Below are 19477 nucleotides of genomic sequence, written 5' to 3'. Positions count from 1 at the left end.
TATGAAAACCAGAAAAATATATACAATTGCTGCGTTAGTGATCGGCGGAATGCTGGCGTCGTGTGACCAGGATTTTTTAGATAGAAAACCCGACGACCAGGTAGATGCGGAGCAGGTTTTTACACGATATAATAAAACCAACCAGCTGATTACGGACCTGTACGACAATGCAAAAGGCTCCAACAGTCCGCTCGTGTTCTTCTCCCACTTCTCAACTGCCCCGGTAACGGACGAGGCGGAGGGGTCAACTGCGGAAGGTAGTCTTACAAACAAGTTTAATACCGGGGACTGGAATTCAAATTCGATGCCCGACCGGAGCAGTCGCGGACAGTACTGGTGGGATTTGTACGACCGGATCAGGAAAACGAATGTAATTCTCGAAGGTGTTCGGAAATACAATACGCCGGACAATCCATTGCAGGCGGGAGATTTGTCCAAAAGACTGGGAGAGACTTACTTTATGCGGGCCTATTTCCATTACCTGGCTGCACGCATGTATGGTGAAGTAGTGTACATGAACAGAACTGTTGCACCTACTGAGCAAATGGATTTTAAACAGGAATCCTTCCATTCCATTGCTGCCAAGATTTCGGCGGACTGCGACTCGGCGATAGCGCTGGTACCCGGGAGCTGGGGCGGTGCGGACTTCGGTCGGGTGGATAAAGGTGCTTGCCTGGGATTGAAGGCAATGGTAGCCTGGATGGCAGCCACGCCTATGTGGAATGGCGGTACTTTTCCGAATGATACCCGCCAGTTTGCATCCGAATATGCATTCAATGCAGGGCGGTGGATAGCAGCGAGGGATGCTGCAAAAGCTGTGATCGATTTCAAAGTAGATGGGCGATTGCGTTACAACTTGTACAAAGGCCACGATGCCAGTGATTTCAGGGATGATGCGGGCGTGAATAATAACAATTCGAAAGTGCCCGCGAGGCTTTGGGATTTGTACCACAACATGGAAGCATTTCAGAATGAGGCTGTTTTCTTCGTTACGAGAGACAAAGACCATAACTGGCAGGGTGATATTTACCCGCCAAGCTGGGGCGGCAGCTCGCGCCAGATGCCTGTGCAGGAGCAGGTTGATGAATACGAATATGTAGCTAAAAACGGATATGGATATCCAATTTACGGACCGAGAGCAAAAGCGGACGGGTATGATGATGCAAATCCGTACGAAGGGATCAAACGAGACCCACGCTTTCACCGCGACATTGTATACCACGGTTCTACATTCAAAGGAAGGGTGATCAATACGGCCGCAGGAGCGGATAAGATCGGTGCGACCAACTCGACTACCACAGGCTATTTTCTGCGCAAAATACTTCGTGAGTCCTGGAACCGCGACAAGAGCTTTTCGATCAGTGGCCCGCCGGTTTGGCGTTTGCCGGAGTTTATCTACATCTATGCAGAGGCTGTCAACGAATCTGCCGGTCCGAATGCAGAGATTTATGCGATGATCAATGAGGTGCGGGCCCGCTCATTTATGGCGCCAATGCCGCCGGAGGTACAAACCAACAAGGCTTTAATGGATGAATACATCAAGCGCGAGCGTCGGGTAGAGCTGTTTTATGAAAATAACAGGATCTGGTCTTCGCGGCTATACCTTGAACCAAGTTCTGCGAAAGAGCTTGCGAGAGAACAAGCCTGGCAAAGTTCGGGTGCTACCAACGAGCAGCGCGCGCAACTGGGTTGGCCATACCCCAAAACACAAAGGATGATCAATGGAATGAAGCCTGTTGAAGATCCGAATGGAAAGATCGAAGTAGAAGGTAAGAAGTACAAAATGCAACGCTACTTAGTAGAAAGCCGCGTTTTCGTAACTCCACGGCATTATTTATTCCCGATTATGCAGGATGAATTGCAAAGAACGCCGGGGTTGAAGCAGAATCCTGGGTGGTAGCCTTCGACTGCGCTCAGGCTGACAAGTAGGGCGCTCAGGCTGACAAGTAGGGCGCTCAAGCTGACAAAGGTAGCGGCGCTCAATTAAAATGCCTTGTCAGTCTGAGCGCAGCCGAAGACCCTTCCTCCCTTTTTCCTCCTTACTCCTTAATAGACTTGATATAAGCAATTGTCACCGGTATTTGCTTCAAGTAGCTTGGACTTTCGTCTTCTATGAAGTAGTGTTTGATCCCTACTTTTTTCGCTGCTTTCAATACTGCAGGAATGTCAATCTGGCCTGTGCCTAATGCTACGTCGTTGGTGGTGGGCGTGCCGCCGGAGAGGTTGCCTACTACTCCTTTTTTCAGGTCTTTCAGGTGCATTAGTTTCCAGCGGGTCGGATATTTCAGCAGCAGCTTCGCAGGATCTTGTCCGGGGAATGCAGTCCAGAGTACATCCATTTCAAAATTCACGTATTCCGGATTCGTGTTTTTGACGATGTAATCAAACAGGGTACCGTCTTCATAAGGCTCGAATTCGTACCCGTGATTGTGGTAAGTCAGCTCGATACCTGCTTCTTTCAATGCTTTTCCTGCTTTGTTGAAGTCGGCTACGGCTTTCTTTGCAGTTTCAAGATCGAATTTACCATTGTGAGGAATCCAGGCTACCATCACGTATTTAGCGCCCAGCGTTTTAGCATCTTTGATCGTTTGCTCCGCGCTTTCGGCCAGTTTTTTGTAATCGGCACCGATAGAAACCATTTTAATGCCGCGCTTGTCGAGTTGTTTGCGCAGCTCTTCGGTAGTCATTCCCGCTATCGGGCCGCCTTCCATTTCTGTTACGCCCAGGGATTTAATGGTATCGAGTGTAGCCTCAATTCCCTTCGGCCAGCTCCCGCGGAAAGTATACGCCTGCAAGCCAATCGGGTTGGTATAAACCTTACCCTGCGCCAAAACCGCCTCTTGCCCTACCAAAGTAGCAGCCGCAAACAGACACGTTTTTAATAGTTTGTTCATTTCAAAGTATGGTTAATGGTGATATAGTGCACCTTAGCTTCGACTCCGCTCAGCCTGACAAAGCTTGTTTCGCTCAGCCTGACAAAGCTTGTTTCGCTTCGCTTGACAAAGCTTTTTTCGCTTCGCTTGACAAAGCTTTTTTCGCTTCGCTTGACAATGCTTGTTCCGATTCGCTTGGCAATGCATTGCGCTGTCTCGCAGTGAGCTCTTCCATGCTTGATGAGCAAAATACTTTGTCAGGCTGAGCGCAGTCGAAGCGCCGTATGCACAATGCTCTTAAAAGAAAAGACTCTTCAACTTATACTAAAACCCGTCAGCCTTAATCTGCTTTTCAGTGATTTCACCGTACTTCTTTACCTGGTCGCGAATTTCGTCTGCTTTTCCGATCAGGATGAATTGGAGTTTGTCTTTGGGAAAGTGATTGGCAATGATATCCCTGGCATGCGCGGTGGTCATACCATCGACTTTCGACTGAAAAGTGTTGATAAAACTTTCATCAAAATTGTAAACATGCATGTCTGTAAGCAGCTGCGCCAGTTCACCTGCCGATTCATATGCAGGCGGAAAGCTGCCTTTCACGTATGCTTTCGCCGATTTGAGAATTTCCTCATTAATTCCCGTTTTATGCAGACTGTCCAACACTTGCAGCGCCATATCGATGGCAGGTACCGTGGTAGAGTTTTTAGTGAAAGTACTGATCGCGAATGTGCCGGCAAACTTATAGCGGGTGAAGCCGCTTCTGGCCCCGTAAGTAAGTCCTGAATTTACACGTAGCGCATCGTTGAGCCACGAGGTAAATCGCCCGCCGAGAATGGTATTCACCACGAGAACAGGTACGTAGTCCGCCGAATTGTAACCAATTCCTTTCCCGCTGATTGAAAAGGTAGTTTCCCTTGCATCTGGCTTGTCCACAAGCAGAACCCGACTTTTTTCAAATTCCAGATCAGGTGCAACCCGTTTTACCATGCGGTAAGGTGCCGTTTTCCAGCTTCCGAATAATGCCGTGATTTTCTTCTTCATATCTGCTGTTTTAAAATCACCAACAACAGCAATGGCGCCGCGACCGGAAGTATAGTTTCCTTCATAAAAGGCTTTCGCATCAGCGGCTGTCAGCTTTTCAACAGTCGACTGTGTGCCGCCGCCGGGTGTTGCGTAAGGGAAGTTGTTGAACATAAATGCATTCATGTAATTAGTAATCACCGCGCGCGGACTCTCCTTTTGGCGCACCAGCTGCTGAATTGTGCGCTGTTTATGTTTTTCAAATTCAGTTTTGTCAAATACAGGATGCATTAACACCTGCTGAATGATATCGAACAGCCTCTCCTGGTCTTTTACCGCGAAGGAAGAGGTGACACCCGCCATATCTTTTCCAGCATAGGTATTGATGGTGGCACCTACGAAATCAGTCATTTCCTCGATCTGCGGCTTGGTGTATTTCTCTGTGCCAAACATCAGTGCATCCGCGGTTATGCCGGCAAGTCCGTACTTGTCCCCATCGTTGATAGAACCCGCGTCAAAAACAGCTGATACATTGATCAGCGGAACTTCGTGCTGCTCCATTAAGTAGACGGTCAGCCCATTTTTCAGCTTGAATTTCTCGTACGCGGAAAGCTTAAAGTTGTTTTGTGCAGAGGCGGAAAGGGAAAGCAGCGCAGCCCACACAAATAGTATCTTTTTCATATTTCAAAAGTTATGAATGAATGTCAGTAATATGAATGGGCTATTTTGATTTCTCAGGAAGCAGGTATCCCACTGTTCGGTTGCGTGACGTGAAGTATTTGGCAGCAACCCGCTTTATATCTTCCACAGTCACTTTTTTGTACAGCTCCGGTGCTTCAAACATCTTTTTATAATCACCAAAAAACACATCATAACTACCCAGGCTGTTTGCTTTTCCATTGATGCTTTCCAGCGTACGATAAAATTCCATCAGCTTCTGATTTTTCACTTTTTGAAGTTCCTCTTCTTTCACCCCGTCTTTGATCACCATTTCGATCTGGTTATCGATCGCTTTTTCAAGATCCGGCGCGGAAACGTTGCTGCCCGCGATTGCATAGATCACGAAAAGGCTGGGATCGAAACTCTGGTCGGTAAAGCTGGACACATTTGTTGCCAGCGTGGAGTCCATTACCAGGGATTTGGTAAGTCGGGAAGAATTGCCGGAGGTCAAAAGACTGCTGAACAGTTCTAATGCGTAGTAATCTTCATGTTTTGTCTCGGGTACGTGGTACGCCATTAAAACATTCGGGGTTGCAATGTCTTTGTAGGCGGTCACTCTTCTTTCTCCGTTCTGTGGCGGCTCCACGGTCCTGATCTTAGGTGGTAAGCCCCTTGCCGGAATCGGCGCCATATATTGATCTGCCAGCTTTTTTACCTGTTCCAAAGTAATGTCGCCCACAATCACGACGGTCGCATTGTTGGGAGAATAGTATGTTTTGAAATAGTTTTCCAGATCTTCCTGCGTCCAGCTTTTGATATCAGACTCAAACCCGATCACAGGGAACATATATGGATGTTCCTGGAATGCAACGGATTGTACCAATTCGCCGATGAGGCGGTAGTTGCTGTTTTCCAGGCCGGTACTGCGCTCTGAAAGTACCACCCCGCGCTCGCTTTCGACCATTTTCGGGTCAATGGACAAATTGGCAATGCGGTCAGATTCGAGCTTGAAAATGGGTTCCAGTGCGTCTTTCTGAAACCAGTCTGTGTACACAGTCACGTTTTCAGTGGTATATGCATTGTTGGAGCCGCCATTTGCTTCCATAAAACGGTCGAATTCTTTGGGCCCGAAATTCTTGGAACCATTGAACATCATGTGTTCGAAGAAATGGGAGAGTCCGGTAATGCCGTGCACCTCGTTCCGCGAGCCGACTTTCCAGAAAATGTACATATTGGCATTTGGAATGGAATGGTCTTCCAGCACAAGGAACTTCATTCCGTTGGCCAATGCGAAGGTTTTCACATCTTCCGGTTTGGTTTGGCCAAATGCGCTGCTCAATCCTGCTGAAACGGCCACTAGCAGCAGTAAAAATTTTAGCCTCATAAAAGTCGCTGGTTAATGATTTCGTAATGATAATGAAAATTAAAAAGCTGGCGTGGAAAAAATCTAAACGCTTATTTTTGGCACCTGAATAATCCTAAACCATCCGATTTATATGAAAAACACGCTCCGGGTCCTGCTGATCCTGGTAGGATTCGCAACCCTCGCCGGCTTTTCCAAAGAGTATTCCGAAGTGCTGCGCAAAGACCAGCGCTTCAAAGTAATGACCTACAATATCCATCATGCCAATCCGCCTTCTGCCGGCGATAAAATTGACATTGAGGCCATTGCAAAGGTTATCAATGCAGAAAAGCCCCATTTCGTTGCATTACAGGAAGTAGATGTAAATACCGGAAGATCCGGAAAAGGTAAAAACCAGGCGCAGCAGCTCGCTGAACTGACGGGGATGAAATTCTATTTTTCCAAAGCAATTGACCACGGCGGAGGCGATTACGGCGTTGCTGTTTTGTCTAAATTCCCGATCGTTGATTCTGTACGCTACAAACTGCCCATTCATGCAGAGCTGAAAGAGGAAGACCGCACGGTGGCTGCAATTAGAGTTACATTGCCGAACAACAAAAAGCTGGTTTTTGCAAGTACGCATTTGGGTTTGAAAGAACCGAACCGCGTACTGCAAGCCGAAACGATCATCACGCATTTTGGAAAAACCGAGCTGCCCATGATTTTGGCCGGAGATTTCAACGCAGTGCCGGAAAGCAAAGTGATCACTTATCTCGATCAATACTTCAAGAGAACCTGCTCAGAATGCGGCTTCACGATCCCGGTTGAAAAGCCTAACAAAACGATCGATTTTATCATGTTCAAATCGGATAACCTGAAAGCTTCCAACACCCGCGTGATCGATGAAAAATATGCTTCTGATCACTTGCCTGTGGTAGCTGATTTTATATTGAAATAACTCAGTCCCGCAGCCAGTTCACGCGCACAATGCGGCTGGAAACCTCGTGCTCGGCAAAGAAATGCTGCCAATGCAGCTGGCGCGAAGAAAGGTGATCGGTAGGGGATTTGATTTCAATAAAAGCATACTCGTTTTCATTCCAGACCAGCAAATCCGGAAAGCCGCGGGTATTTTCGCGCAGGTTCAATGCAATTTCCAGCATCACCGCCCGGATTTTTTCGGGAGAGAGCAAAGATGTGAGCGTAAGTACCTTTTCAAGCGCGCCTTCGTACCAGGGTACCAGCACGTTGGTGATCCCGAATTTATCTTTGAAAGTCTGGCTGACAAGTTCGTCGATAATCTCGCGCGAACTTGCAGCTTCCAGTCTCTCCTTCAACTGCGCCGATCTTTTAAAATAGAAATCAGGTAAAAAGAAGTCAGACGGAATGCGTTGCAGGGGATTATGGATTGTCTGCACGTTGGTATCATAGATAATATCCCAGAAAAGCAGTCCGAACAAGGCGCGCCAAGGTTCGTTTTCGCTGAAAAACGCATTGTAACCCTGCGCCCGGTAGTATTCGATCGCCCCATATTCTACCTGGAAACGGAATGTGATCGGAACTTCAATAGCCGCCGCATCTTTGAGCGCCTGGGTAGTCCGCTTGACGAGCTTGCGCTTTTTGTTTTTAATTCTTTCCTGAAAATCCAGACTGAAATAGCGTTCATCCGCATTCTGCGGGTTTTCGGCAATTTCCTCACACAATGCGAGTGCTTCTTCGATTTCGCCCAGGTTGTACAGGAGCCGCACGCGCCGCTCGCGCGCGGGTGCATCGTTGGTCAGCTGGTAAATCACGAGTGCCTGCGAAAGCATTTTCTTACGTTCCAGCCAGGCTCCGATCCTTAATATCAGCAGGTTGAACGAAGGCAATGCTTTGGACGCAAGTCCGGGTCCGTTGCCTGCGTACCAGTTCATAAACCAGTCGTAAACCTCCTCTGGCGGCAGTGCATTCTTGATCACGTCAAAGGTTTCTTTCATCAGCGATACCGTCAAAGTATCGTCAACTTCCTTCCTCGTTTCAAACTGAATGGACAGAAACTGCTCGTCAAAAGATTGGAATCGCACGTGACCCAGGTCGCGGATTACGAATTCGGTCATATCTGCGTGCCGGTTCCCAAAGAAGAGGAACTTCATCAGCATCACTTCCGCCTCGTAGGTCACTTTTACAACCGGCTCGGTAGTTGTAATAATCTCGCACAGGGTTTTGAAATCGTAATCATGCATCAGCCAGCGGACAAGATCGGGCTTTTTAATGCTTTTGGCGGGCATTACATCGGGTTCGAGCAGCCTGGTGAAATGCAAATGTTCAGGTTTGGTAAACAGCTCCATGATTTCGCCGAACCGAGGTTCATGCGCATCGCAGATCGATTCGATGAAGCCGTTGTCGTGCAGCTCTTCCAGTACAGCCGGTAAATCTGTGATCTCGGAGTAGGAGAGACTGTTGACCCTGAAAAATGATTTGCTGCGGTTGCTGAACCGAATAAAAAGGCATTGTGCATCCTCCGAAAGCCTGTCATAGGTTTCAAGGAAGCCGAGCTCTTTTTCATTCAGTAAATGCGCGTAGCGCTTTCTGACAAATTCCAGCACGTAGCTGAAATAATCATGGTAGTATTTGGGTGGAAGGTCAATGGGGAACCCGGTCGGTAACTCGGCTGCAATCCCAGCATTCTCCACAATTTGATCCGAAGGCACGTCTTTCTTAGCTGGATTTTCTGATTCAATAGAAGTATAAAGTTACAGCAAGATTTTAAAAGATGAGAGGATATTAAAATTTTGTTAAGTATATAGTTTTTAGAAAAATTGAGAGGTAAAATTGCATTATACCTATTTCAAAACCTGTGAATTCTGACTTATATAGTATATTATAAAGAAATTGGATTACATTTGTTACCTATGGAAAACAATTTTACCTGCCCATGACAACATTAGATTCTTATGATTTCTCAGGCAAAAAAGCCTTGGTCCGCGTGGATTTTAACGTCCCGCTCAATGACAAATTTGAAATCACGGACGATACCCGTATCCGTGCAACAATTCCTACAATCAGTAAGATTCTCAACGACGGAGGTGCCGTTATTTTGATGTCGCACCTGGGCCGCCCGAAAGACGGACCAACGGAAAAGTATTCTCTTAAACATCTGGTGAACCCGCTGTCACTGATACTTGGCAAAACAGTGAAGTTTGCCGACGATTGTATCGGTGAAAGCGCAACCGAAATGGCTGCTGCATTGCAACCGGGAGAAGTGCTTTTGCTGGAAAACCTTCGTTTTTACAAAGAAGAAGAAAAAGGAAACGAAGAGTTTGCTGAAAAGCTGTCGAAACTGGGTGATGTTTGGGTAATGGACGCATTCGGAACTGCGCACCGGGCGCATGCTTCTACGGCCGTTATCGGTAAGTTTTTTACGGATAAAGTGTGCGGTTATGTGATGCAGGCTGAGCTGGACAATGCAGAAAGATTGCTTGAACATTCAGAAAGACCATTTACCGCAATCATGGGCGGCGCGAAAATTTCAGACAAAATCCTCATTATCGAGCGTCTGATCGACAAAGTGGATAACCTGATCATCGGCGGCGGAATGTCATATACATTCTCAAAAGCGCAGGGCGGAAAGATTGGTAAGTCGCTTCTGGAAGCAGATAAGCAGGATCTTACATTGGAACTGGTTCAGAAAGCAAAGGACAAAGGTGTTAACCTGATCCTTCCTGTGGATACCGTTATTGCAGACAAATTCGCCAACGATGCAGATCGTAAAGTAGTACCAGCCGGCGAAATTCCTGATGATTGGGAAGGATTGGACATCGGCCCTGAAACTGCTAAAATCTTCGCAGAGATTATCAAGAACTCCAAAACCGTACTTTGGAACGGACCAATGGGTGTTTTTGAATTCCCGAATTTCGCAACAGGTACCAATGCAATTGCGGAGGCAGTAGTAGCGGTGACTGAGGAAAACGACGCATTCTCACTGATTGGCGGCGGCGACTCTGCTTCTGCTATCAACAATGCAGGTTACGGCGACCGTGTGAGCTACGTTTCAACGGGCGGCGGTGCTTTGCTTGAATATATGGAAGGTAAAGTACTTCCCGGCGTGGCAGCTTTGGAAGCATAGTCTTCCGCGACATAGATTAGTTAAAAAAGAAATCCATCTCGCAAGCTGCGGGATGGATTTTCTGCATAACAAACCTAACTAATTTATGAATACTGGTCATGCGACCGGGATTCCTCTAACTTCCGCCATTTGCGCGCTTTTGCAGATCATCAGAACCTGTATTGCGCTGGCGTGCACCTTTTACATTTTGATTACCAAAATTGTAGGTGAATGTGAGCCTGAACTGGCGGCTCGGCCATTGTGATTTCACATGGAAATCAATATCCTTGTACACTGCTCTTCCGCGGAACCGGTTGGTCCAGAAAATGTCGTTGACATTCAGGCGGATTGATCCTTTTTTGTTCCAGATGTTTTTCTGTAAACCTGCATTCAGCATTCCCATCGGCTTGGCTTGATACAAACCGTAGAATGCGCGGCTATTGTACCAACCTGAAATCTCACCGGACCATGTTTTAGAAATAGTGAACTGGTTAGCTGCATACATGTTCCAGCTTGCCTGCTTAATTTCAAGTATCTCTCCCAGGTATACTGAATTATAGTGATTGTATACCCCCGTGAAATTGGTCTGTATATTCCACCATTTAGCGACTTTGATCGGGAATGAGACTGTCAGGCTGAGATTATCCTGATTGTCCAGGTTATCGGATGTTACAAAAGTCTTGTTTTCGGAAGCGATCTGCTGAGGCAGCTCGTCGGCGATCATATCTTTGATCCGGCTGTAAGCAAGCGTGGTGTTCAGGAAGCTCTTGTAAACGTGCACCAGCTGAAATGAGTTGGTATACTGTGGTTTCAGGTTGGGATTTCCGCGCTGGAAAGTATACGGGTCAAGATAGAATTCAAATGGGTTCAGTGACTGGTAATTTGGGCGGTCAATGCGGCGGCTGTAAGAAAGGTTCAGCACGTTATTCGTATCGAGCTGATTGGATAAAAACACGCTGGGGAAGAAGTTAATGTAATTCCGGTCACGTTTTTGGTTCAATGTCACCGAGTTGCCGATTGAATGCGTATGCTCGCCACGGATACCAAGCTGGTATTTCATCTTTTTGGTCAGGCTGCCGCTGTAATTCAGGTAAGCCGCATTGACATTCTCTGTGTACTTAAACCGGTTCGAGCGGGTAGGGTCTAGCACCCATTCATCTGCTTTGGTTTCAAAAACCATGTCGTTATCCGAAGCAACGTAGCTGGATTTCAAGCCCGTTTCAAACTTTCCTTTCCAGAGTGGCTGGGCGTAATCCAGTTTTGCGACACCGATGTTAATATCTGACGGCATATTATTCCGCACTGTCTCCGGAGCTCCCGTTTGCTGGCCGTCAGGCAAGTAGTATTTCGTGTCGAGGTTGCTGCTTTTTTTGCCGCCATATCTCACGTAATCGACATCGAAAGTCAGTTCTTTTCCTTTGTCGTTAAACTGGTGCTTGAAGTTGAGGTTGGTACTGATATTGTTCTGGGTGCCTCCATTGAATACATCGGTACGGAAAGTACGCTGCAAGGTCAGGTCTTCATTGAGAATGCGCGTATTGGTTTGTCCGAAAGGGTTGCTGAACTCGCTGTAAAAACCGGAAACCAACACACCAAACGTGCTTTTTTCAGTTGCGAAATAATCAACACCTGCGCGTACATTGTAGTATTCAGATTTATTAATCCGCTCTGTACGCTGATCAAAAATGGTCACTTTATCTTCAAACGGAATCGTGCGGTAAATGTCGTTATTGTTAAACCCTTTGTTGACAAACGCGCCGCCGCTGATGAAGGAGCTCATTTTACCCGCTCTGTGATTAATAGTGGCAGTAGCATTACCTCTGCCGTATTTCGCCCACGCACCACCCAGGTTGATGTTTCCGTTGGTACCGTAGTTTTTGTTGCGCTTCATCTTGATGTTGATGATCCCAGAGTTACCGGCTGCGTCGTATTTGGCAGATGGGTTGGTGATCAGCTCGATCTTTTCAATGTTATCGCTGGGCGTATTGCGGAGCAGGGTAATCAGTTCCTGTTGTGATAAAAAGGTCTGTTTCCCATCAATCTGGACAATTACACCTTCCTTGCCTCTTAGTTTGAGCTGGTCGTTTTGCTGGTCAACTGTTACGCCGGGCGCTCTTTCGAGTACTTCCAGTGCAGTGGCGCCAGCTGAAACAATGCTGTTTTCCACATTCACAACCGTGCGGTCGATCTCCTGTTCGATGAAAGGTTTTTTGGCAACAACCGTCACCTCATTCAACGCCTTTACGTCTGTTTTAAGATTGAATGGAGGAAGTGCGACTACATTATTGTCGACGGTAAATGTCGCGCTGTAATTTTTTTGGTAACCAACCATTGAAACCAGAGTTACGTAAGTACCGTTTGAGACCTGGTCAAATTGAAACTTGCCATTTTCGTCCGCTGCAAGTCCCTTTACGAGTGTTGAATCTTTGGCTTGGAGCAGCAGTACATTCACAAATGGAAATGCCTGGGATTTTTCGTCGAGAACGGATCCGGAAACTTTGCCGCTGCCCGGCACACCTGCCGAGGTTTGGGCGAACGCAGCATTTCCGATCAGTAGCAATGCTACAGTTAGGTTTAATAAGAATTTCATGGCTAATAAATTAAGGTCAATGTATCACGGGCGACTCGCCGAGTACATTGCAAATGTAAGTACTTGGTATAACATAGAACCTTAGATTACACAAGTGGTTTTTATGTTATATAAGCGGATGTGTGTGCATTGTCATCGCTTCATAGATACAAATGGAATAAAGAATGTTGCACTACGGGAGAAAAAAAGTTTGAATGGTAAAATAGCACCGGGAGTGACAGCATGAAGGATTGGTTTTTTGATTTCGGTCAATCTGCCTACCTTTACATTTTAGATAGCATATATATATGACTGAACAAATTCTGATCTTAGATTTTGGTTCACAGTATACTCAGTTAATCGCGCGACGTGTTCGTGAGCTAAATGTTTATTGTGAAATCCACCCATTCAACAATTACCCCGATCTAACTCCAAATATCAAAGGTGTCATTCTCTCAGGAAGCCCTTGCTCCGTTAGGGACGCTGATTCTCCAAGAATAGATCTTGACAAATTCCGTAAAGTAGTGCCTGTTCTGGGTGTTTGCTACGGAGCTCAATTGCTGGCTCAGGAACTGGGCGGCGACGTGAAGCCTTCGCAGCACCGCGAATATGGTCGCGCCAGGCTGGAAATAGATGATAATGATTCTTCTTTGCTGACCGGTTTGTCCGAATCTTCACAGGTTTGGATGTCACACGGTGATACGATCGTACGTGCTCCCGAGAATTTTCATGTGATTGCTTCTACCGAATCGGTGAAAGTGGCTGCATTCAAGGTCGAAGATGAGCTGACTTACGGTATTCAGTTTCACCCCGAAGTAACGCATACAACCGAAGGCAAAAAGCTGATGCACAACTTTGTAACCCATATATGTGGTTGCAAACAGGATTGGACTTCCGAGTCTTTCGTAGAGCATACTGTAGCACAGCTTCGCAAGAAACTGGGTAATGATAAGGTGGTAATGGCGCTTTCGGGCGGCGTGGATAGTACGGTTGCGGCGACATTGGTTCACCAGGCAATTGGAACAAACCTGTATTGTATTTTCGTGGATAACGGACTTTTAAGGAAAGACGAATTTGCGGAAGTACTTCATTCTTATCAGGATATGGGCTTGAATATCAAAGGTGTGGATTCAAAATCGCACTTTTATCAGCTGTTATCCGGACTAAGTGAGCCAGAGGCAAAGCGGAAAGCGATCGGAAAAGCATTCATTGATATTTTCGACCAGGAAGCACATCTGATCGAAGAAGTGAAATGGCTGGGGCAGGGTACTATTTACCCGGATGTGATCGAATCGGTTTCCATTAAGGGACCTTCGGCAACAATCAAATCCCACCATAACGTCGGCGGGCTGCCGGATTTCATGAAGCTGAAAGTGGTAGAGCCGCTGAATACTTTGTTTAAAGATGAAGTAAGAGCAGTGGGCCGCACTTTGGGTATTGATGATAAGATATTAAGCCGTCACCCATTCCCTGGTCCGGGACTTGCGATCCGCATTCTTGGAGAAATCACCCCTGAGAAAGTGGCGATACTACAGGAAGTTGATGCGATTTTTATCGGCGGACTGAGAAAATGGAATTTATATAAGGAAGTTTGGCAGGCGGGCGCAATGCTTTTACCGGTTCAGAGTGTGGGTGTAATGGGCGATGAGCGTACTTACGAGAGTGTGGTCGCGCTACGCGCAGTTACCTCCGTGGACGGAATGACAGCCGATTGGGCGCATTTGCCTTACGAGTTTTTGGCAGAGGTATCAAATGATATAATCAACCGCGTAAAAGGTGTAAACCGCGTGGTGTATGATATCTCATCCAAGCCGCCGGCAACTATCGAATGGGAATAAGCTAAAATGAAAAAAGCGGCCTGAGACCGCTTTTTTCATTTGTTATTTTCGAATGGCTCAGGATCGCCCGACGCCACGGCTTAGCAAGCTCAATACAAACAGTACAAGGAATACGAAGAAGAGAATCTTAGCGATTCCAGCTGCACCTGCTGCTATTCCACCGAATCCTAGTACACCGGCTATAATAGCTACAATCAGAAATATTACGGTCCATTTAAGCATAATTGACAAAGTGTTTAGTTTTCTAATATCTATGCATTGTTAATTACCAATTATGTGCCAAAAACCATTGAACCGGAAAAAAACGCTTCAAAACACCGAATCAAGCGTTCTGAGCTGCATTTATCACTTTCTGTTGTAGAGAATGATGCCCAGAATAAGGAGCATAGTTCGTTTTTTATACAGTTTCAGAGTGCTTGAAAACTAGCTGCATTGCCACGTAACAGGATCTGTTGCGAGAAATGAAAGTCGAATAAAAACGTTATTGCAAAAAGTAAGTAATTCACAACCTGCTAATTAAATCTGAATAATGAAATTGAAAGTATTGCTGCTGCTTGTCATCCCGATGATCACAAAAGTATCAGCACAAAGCGACCGCTGGCAGCAACGCGCAAAGTATCAGATGGAAATCGACTTTGACGCCACCAAACATCAATATAAGGGGACCCAGAAACTGGTTTACAGCAACAATTCACCGGATACCCTTCATAAGGTTTTTTATCATTTGTACCTGAATGCATTCCAGCCCGGAAGTCAGATGGATGTCCGGTCGAGGACAATCAGTGATCCGGACGCGCGCGTGAAAGACCGCATTTCCAAACTATCGCCTTCTGAGATCGGCTATGAAAAAGTGCTATCATTGAAGCACAATGGAAAAGCGGTGAAGTATGAAGTGGTCGGGACAATCCTCGAAGTTACATTGACGGAGAAGATCCTGCCGAAATCACAGCACACTTTTGATATGGAGTTTGAGGCGCAAGTCCCGATTCAAATCAGGAGAACTGGGCGCGACAATCGCGAGGGCATCGACTATTCCATGGCTCAATGGTATCCTAAAATGAGTGAGTACGATTACGAAGGCTGGCATTCCAATCCTTATATAGCACGCGAGTTTTACGGTATCTGGGGCGATTTTGACGTAAAAATCAAAATGGATGCAGCTTATACGATCGCTGCAACGGGTTACCTGCAAAATCCTGACAAAATCGGTCACGGGTACTCACAAAAAGAAGTAACCCACAAGCCAGGTGAAAAGCTGACCTGGCATTTCATTGCGCCCGAAGTACACGATTTCATGTGGGCAGCTGACCGGAATTACAGGCACGACGTAGTAAAGGTAGACGGCGACCTCGATATGCATTTCTTCTATCAGCCGGAAACAGATTCCATTACCAAAGCCTGGAAAGATATGCAGCCGCTGGCAGTACGCTGTTTCCGGATTATGAACGAGAAATTCGGCAGGTATCCTTACAAACAGTACTCCGTAATCCAGGGAGGTGACGGCGGAATGGAGTATCCGATGGGAACGTTGATCCTGGGAAGGCAGAAACTTCCGGGACTCGTGGGTGTAACCGTGCACGAATCAATACACAGCTGGTTTCAAATGATATTAGGAACCAACGAGTCGAAATACGCCTGGATGGACGAAGGTTTTACAACTTATGCCGAAAACCTGGTGATGGCTGAACTCTTTCCTTCCAGAAACGACCCGCATCGCGGCAGTACTGCGAGTTACAGAAGTCTGGCGAAATCCGGATTGGAAGAGCCGCTGACTACGCATTCCGACCATTACAATACCAACCGCGCTTATTCCATTGGTGCTTATTCAAAGGGTTCCGTGTTCCTGAACCAGCTGGGTTATATTATAGGAAAAGACAAGCTGGCGAGCGGAATGAAGCGGTATTTCAATGAATGGAAATTCAAGCACCCGAACCCGACAGATCTGAAAAGGATTATGGAAAAAGAATCCGGTCTGGAACTGGACTGGTACCTGGAAGATTTCGTGGGAACTACTAAAACCATTGATTACGGGATTAAGGAAGTAGTGTCCAATGCAGGGAAAACCGACATTGTGATCGAACGCATCGGACAGATGCCCATGCCGCTTGATGTGGTGGTAAGTTATAAAGACGGAACACAGGAGAATTTCTACATTCCATTGGAGATCATGCGCGGTGAAAAGGATGAAAAGTTATATTCCAAAACAACCCTGATGCCGGACTGGGGCTGGACTTATCCTGAATACAGTTTCTCCATTAACCGTAACTTCAACGACATTTCGCTGGTTGTTATAGATCCCAGCATGAGAATGGCGGATATTAACCCGGACAACAACATTTATCCTTCGTTACCAAAAGAAACGCCGCGGTTTAAGGCTCCTGCTGGTAAATAATCAGCGGCCAATGCGGATGGAAGTTCCGAAACGCCATCCCATTCCCTGAAAGCGAGTGCCGTGGAATTGGGCAACAGCTTCCAGTCGCAGCACCCGCAGGATATCATCAATTCCATACACGATTTCGGAATAGTTGCGGATCGTCGGTACACTCAGATAATGCAATTGCAAAGTTTCTGAGATGCCGGTGGTCCGCAACGCTTCTATACGGGTGATTACGAACCGTTGTGTACTGAATGTAGCATGCGCCTGGAAAAACCGGCTTGCAGTACTGTATTGATAGTAAGGCAGCATCCGGAACTGATCAGGGGGGTAGGCGTATTGAAAGAAAAATTCATTGCCCATGAAGTGGCGGAAATCGGGAAAGTACATTTGGTTCTTGCTCAAAAATCCCCCTCCATTCACAAAGTATTCCAGGTTGCTTCTTGGGCCGAGGCTGAGGTTCTGTCGGATTGTTCCCTGCAAAAGAGAATAGTCCACGTCTCCTGCAAACGCGAGCCCGCTTTTATAATTGACAATGAAAGAAGGACCTTTACTTCTCAGGTACCGCTTTTCTCCATTCCGGATCAGGTATCTTCGCCAGGGACGGATTGTGGCCGTCAGGTCCAGGATAGTTGCATTGTGGATCGGGAAGCCGGTATTTGCCAGTTCTTTGTTCTCGGGGCGGTTTGCTGTGTAGCTGTATTCGCTCCAAAAGAAAATCGGCCGGGCACTTTCCTGGTTGAAGAGCTCTTTCCGGTGCTCGAATTCCACGCCTGCATTCAGCGTGAAAATATCGGCGACATTCTTCAATGAAAATTCAACTTTGCCAAACTGCTTCTGGTAAAGCTTCATGAAGTTCCGGTCAAAGAAGCGGGCTGCCATGCTGTTGGGCAGCGGTGGGATGGGATTTTCGTTGTTGATCTGCGAAGCCATTTCTCCGCCTGTCAGAAACAGGTTCCATTTATTATTGCCGACGTTGGTTTCCAGGTTTCCATAAACCCGCTTTCTCCCGAAAGAATACCTGACCAGCGGCCGCACGCTCAGGTAAGAAGATTTACCCCATCGTTTCGTCCATTCCGTGATCAGGTTCACTGAATTTCCTTCTACCGTATTGTAGCTGATCGCCCAGATCGGACTTTTGAAATAGAATGTACTGCGGTTCCCCAATGCATAGGTATTGCCTGTCAGAATATGCATTGGTTTGAAGTAAAGAGAATCGGGTCGCTTTCTGACGCCGGACGAATCTTTAACTACCTTGATGCTGTCCTGCATCTGGTAACTTGAAATTTCCGATCTGGTCAGCGGAATGGGCCGCAGTGCCTGCCAGTAAGTAGTGTCGCGCTTGTTGGCCATTGAGTCAATTACAATGGAATCTGAGCGTACCAACCGCCCGTCGCTGAATGCCGCTTTCTTTTCTTTCTTCTGTTCTTTTTCGTATTGTTTTGTAAGCTTTCGGAAGTTTTTGGTTGAAAACTCTTTTTGCTCTTTGATCAGATTATCCAGATTTTTCTTGCTCCCGGCGGCTTCCTTTTCAGGCGAATTCTTATGATCGTTGATGACGATATCCTCTTTCAAGCCAGGGTCAACATCGAGCTTCTGGTAAGTCAACGAAACCAGGTACTTAAACTCGCCCGCGAAGCCGAGGTAACTTCCTGTCAATCGAAATTGCTGGTTAACCGGGATCCATACATTCTGAATGGGACTGAAAAGCTGCTTTGCGGAGATGTCAAGACCACTGGTTGTAGTCTGCAGATCGTAGCTGTGAATGGCCCAGCGATCTTCCAGGATAAAAAGGCTGCCTCTGAAAACACCTTCTCCGTAAGCTTTCGGAACTACTTTGATCTTGTTCACGATCTGTCCCTGCTCCTCGAAGTATCCTTCGTATTCAAACTTATAATATGAAAACGCTTTTGGCGAGAGCGGCGAAATGGTACCTGCTATTTCAGGACTATATAAACTCGCGAGAATGTAATCGTTAGGCGAGGGAATGCTGTTGTCAAGGCTATTTCGCGTAGAAACAATGCGCTGAATATAACTGTTAGGTCGGCGGTATTTTATTTCCGCAACACTCTCATTGATAAAAGCCTTGCCTTTCTGGATACCTTCTTTTTTTAATCTCTTTTCGAGCAGATATGGGATTTTGGTGGGCAAGGCGGTACTTCTTGCATAAACTTTGGCAGAATAACCACGTACCTGTAGCTGGTGAAAACGCGCTTTTGCGATGGCGCGGCGCATAATGCTGTACGCAGGGTCTTCTTTGGTTTTTCCAACCGTGGCCTCATTCAAGTTGAGGGCCTGTTCTTCCAGGGTAATATTCAGTTCAACGAAATCTTCGGCGACCGTTACTGTTTTGGTAAGAGATTTGAAACCCAGGAATTGGAAGTTGATCTGATAAGTCCCGGCGGGCAATGCGAATTCATAATCCCCTTCCGCATTGGCCATCGTTCCATTGCTGCTTCCCTTGACTGCGATGCCCGCGTAGGGCAGTGGCTCGCCTGATTTCGTGCTGATCTTTCCACGGATACCGCCCGCGAAAAGGGAGCCGCAGCAAGCAGCAAAAAGAAAACATAGCAATGCTAGGCGCATAAGTGTGCTGAAAAGTCCTGATAGAAACGGATTTGTACCTGTTATTGTCAACATTGTGCAATTAGCACAAAATCGGTTAATAACAGGCGCGTTTCAGACCTTTACAACATAACTGTACCAGAGGTTTTTCTTTT

At 46.6% G+C, this 19477-nt stretch carries 13 protein-coding genes; 6 read left to right on the top strand and 7 right to left on the bottom strand.

Annotated features, from left to right (window positions below; genetic code table 11):
• The first annotated feature begins 1 nt into the window (after position 1).
• Positions 2 to 1900, top strand: a complete 1899-nt coding sequence (locus Q369_RS0105625) for a RagB/SusD family nutrient uptake outer membrane protein (protein WP_031526833.1) — start codon at positions 2 to 4, stop codon at positions 1898 to 1900.
• A 139-nt stretch (positions 1901 to 2039) separates the two neighbouring features.
• On the opposite strand, the gene Q369_RS0105620 is transcribed toward Q369_RS0105625, so the two are convergent.
• Positions 2040 to 2894, bottom strand: coding sequence for a sugar phosphate isomerase/epimerase family protein (locus Q369_RS0105620; protein WP_031526832.1), 855 nt, complete (start codon positions 2892 to 2894; stop codon positions 2040 to 2042).
• Between the two features lie 8 nt (positions 2895 to 2902).
• On the opposite strand from Q369_RS0105620, the gene Q369_RS0105615 reads away from it, so the two are divergent.
• On the top strand, positions 2903 to 3139 hold the full coding sequence (locus Q369_RS0105615; protein ID WP_031526831.1) for a hypothetical protein: 237 nt from the start codon (positions 2903 to 2905) through the stop codon (positions 3137 to 3139).
• A gap of 58 nt (positions 3140 to 3197) precedes the next feature.
• Here the strand turns inward: Q369_RS0105615 and Q369_RS0105610 are convergent, their stop codons facing one another.
• Together Q369_RS0105610 and Q369_RS0105605 are read right to left on the bottom strand one after the other, a co-directional pair.
• Positions 3198 to 4574: a M16 family metallopeptidase gene (locus Q369_RS0105610; RefSeq protein WP_031526830.1), complete on the bottom strand. Its 1377-nt coding sequence runs from the start codon at positions 4572 to 4574 to the stop codon at positions 3198 to 3200.
• A gap of 40 nt (positions 4575 to 4614) precedes the next feature.
• The gene (locus tag Q369_RS0105605; protein ID WP_031526829.1) at positions 4615 to 5937 is read right to left on the bottom strand and encodes a M16 family metallopeptidase; all 1323 of its coding nucleotides are present in this window, start codon (positions 5935 to 5937) and stop codon (positions 4615 to 4617) included.
• A gap of 112 nt (positions 5938 to 6049) precedes the next feature.
• Here Q369_RS0105605 and Q369_RS0105600 point away from each other — a divergent pair, with 112 nt between their 5' ends.
• On the top strand, positions 6050 to 6853 hold the full coding sequence (locus Q369_RS0105600) for an endonuclease/exonuclease/phosphatase family protein (RefSeq protein ID WP_031526828.1): 804 nt from the start codon (positions 6050 to 6052) through the stop codon (positions 6851 to 6853).
• 1 nt (position 6854) lies between these two features.
• Here Q369_RS0105600 and Q369_RS0105595 read toward each other — a convergent pair whose 3' ends face one another.
• Positions 6855 to 8582: a VRR-NUC domain-containing protein gene (locus Q369_RS0105595; protein WP_229206740.1), complete on the bottom strand. Its 1728-nt coding sequence runs from the start codon at positions 8580 to 8582 to the stop codon at positions 6855 to 6857.
• A 224-nt stretch (positions 8583 to 8806) separates the two neighbouring features.
• Here Q369_RS0105595 and Q369_RS0105590 point away from each other — a divergent pair, with 224 nt between their 5' ends.
• Positions 8807 to 9997: a phosphoglycerate kinase gene (locus tag Q369_RS0105590; protein ID WP_031526826.1), complete on the top strand. Its 1191-nt coding sequence runs from the start codon at positions 8807 to 8809 to the stop codon at positions 9995 to 9997.
• Positions 9998 to 10112: 115 nt separating this feature from the next.
• Here Q369_RS0105590 and Q369_RS0105585 read toward each other — a convergent pair whose 3' ends face one another.
• On the bottom strand, positions 10113 to 12566 hold the full coding sequence (locus tag Q369_RS0105585; protein ID WP_031526825.1) for a TonB-dependent receptor: 2454 nt from the start codon (positions 12564 to 12566) through the stop codon (positions 10113 to 10115).
• Positions 12567 to 12853: 287 nt separating this feature from the next.
• Here Q369_RS0105585 and guaA point away from each other — a divergent pair, with 287 nt between their 5' ends.
• Positions 12854 to 14383, top strand: a complete 1530-nt coding sequence (gene guaA, locus Q369_RS0105580) for a glutamine-hydrolyzing GMP synthase (RefSeq protein WP_031526824.1) — start codon at positions 12854 to 12856, stop codon at positions 14381 to 14383.
• Positions 14384 to 14440: 57 nt separating this feature from the next.
• Here guaA and Q369_RS28665 read toward each other — a convergent pair whose 3' ends face one another.
• Complete coding sequence (locus Q369_RS28665; protein WP_031526823.1) at positions 14441 to 14605, bottom strand: DUF1328 family protein; 165 nt, start codon at positions 14603 to 14605, stop codon at positions 14441 to 14443.
• Between the two features lie 307 nt (positions 14606 to 14912).
• Between Q369_RS28665 and Q369_RS0105570 the strand changes: the two genes are divergently transcribed.
• Positions 14913 to 16775, top strand: coding sequence for a M1 family metallopeptidase (locus Q369_RS0105570; protein ID WP_031526822.1), 1863 nt, complete (start codon positions 14913 to 14915; stop codon positions 16773 to 16775).
• Here the strand turns inward: Q369_RS0105570 and Q369_RS0105565 are convergent, their stop codons facing one another.
• The gene (locus Q369_RS0105565; protein WP_031526821.1) at positions 16776 to 19343 is read right to left on the bottom strand and encodes a DUF5686 and carboxypeptidase regulatory-like domain-containing protein; all 2568 of its coding nucleotides are present in this window, start codon (positions 19341 to 19343) and stop codon (positions 16776 to 16778) included.
• Positions 19344 to 19477: the final 134 nt, after the last annotated feature.

It is taken from the genome of Dyadobacter crusticola DSM 16708 (assembly GCF_000701505.1).
GTDB classification, from domain to species: domain Bacteria; phylum Bacteroidota; class Bacteroidia; order Cytophagales; family Spirosomataceae; genus Dyadobacter; species Dyadobacter crusticola.
Note: the sequence above shows the minus strand (reverse complement) of the source record. Positions and strands in the feature narration are given on the sequence as shown.

Coding starts and splice junctions, on each gene's coding strand:
- Q369_RS0105610 (WP_031526830.1), bottom strand. CDS start 4,574: ATGAAAAAGATACTATTTGTGTGGGCTGCGCTGCTTTCCCTTTCCGCC.
- Q369_RS0105605 (WP_031526829.1), bottom strand. CDS start 5,937: ATGAGGCTAAAATTTTTACTGCTGCTAGTGGCCGTTTCAGCAGGATTG.
- Q369_RS28665 (WP_031526823.1), bottom strand. CDS start 14,605: ATGCTTAAATGGACCGTAATATTTCTGATTGTAGCTATTATAGCCGGT.
- guaA (WP_031526824.1), top strand. CDS start 12,854: ATGACTGAACAAATTCTGATCTTAGATTTTGGTTCACAGTATACTCAG.
- Q369_RS0105590 (WP_031526826.1), top strand. CDS start 8,807: ATGACAACATTAGATTCTTATGATTTCTCAGGCAAAAAAGCCTTGGTC.
- Q369_RS0105600 (WP_031526828.1), top strand. CDS start 6,050: ATGAAAAACACGCTCCGGGTCCTGCTGATCCTGGTAGGATTCGCAACC.
- Q369_RS0105570 (WP_031526822.1), top strand. CDS start 14,913: ATGAAATTGAAAGTATTGCTGCTGCTTGTCATCCCGATGATCACAAAA.
- Q369_RS0105620 (WP_031526832.1), bottom strand. CDS start 2,894: ATGAACAAACTATTAAAAACGTGTCTGTTTGCGGCTGCTACTTTGGTA.
- Q369_RS0105625 (WP_031526833.1), top strand. CDS start 2: ATGAAAACCAGAAAAATATATACAATTGCTGCGTTAGTGATCGGCGGA.
- Q369_RS0105585 (WP_031526825.1), bottom strand. CDS start 12,566: ATGAAATTCTTATTAAACCTAACTGTAGCATTGCTACTGATCGGAAAT.
- Q369_RS0105565 (WP_031526821.1), bottom strand. CDS start 19,343: ATGCGCCTAGCATTGCTATGTTTTCTTTTTGCTGCTTGCTGCGGCTCC.
- Q369_RS0105615 (WP_031526831.1), top strand. CDS start 2,903: ATGGTTAATGGTGATATAGTGCACCTTAGCTTCGACTCCGCTCAGCCT.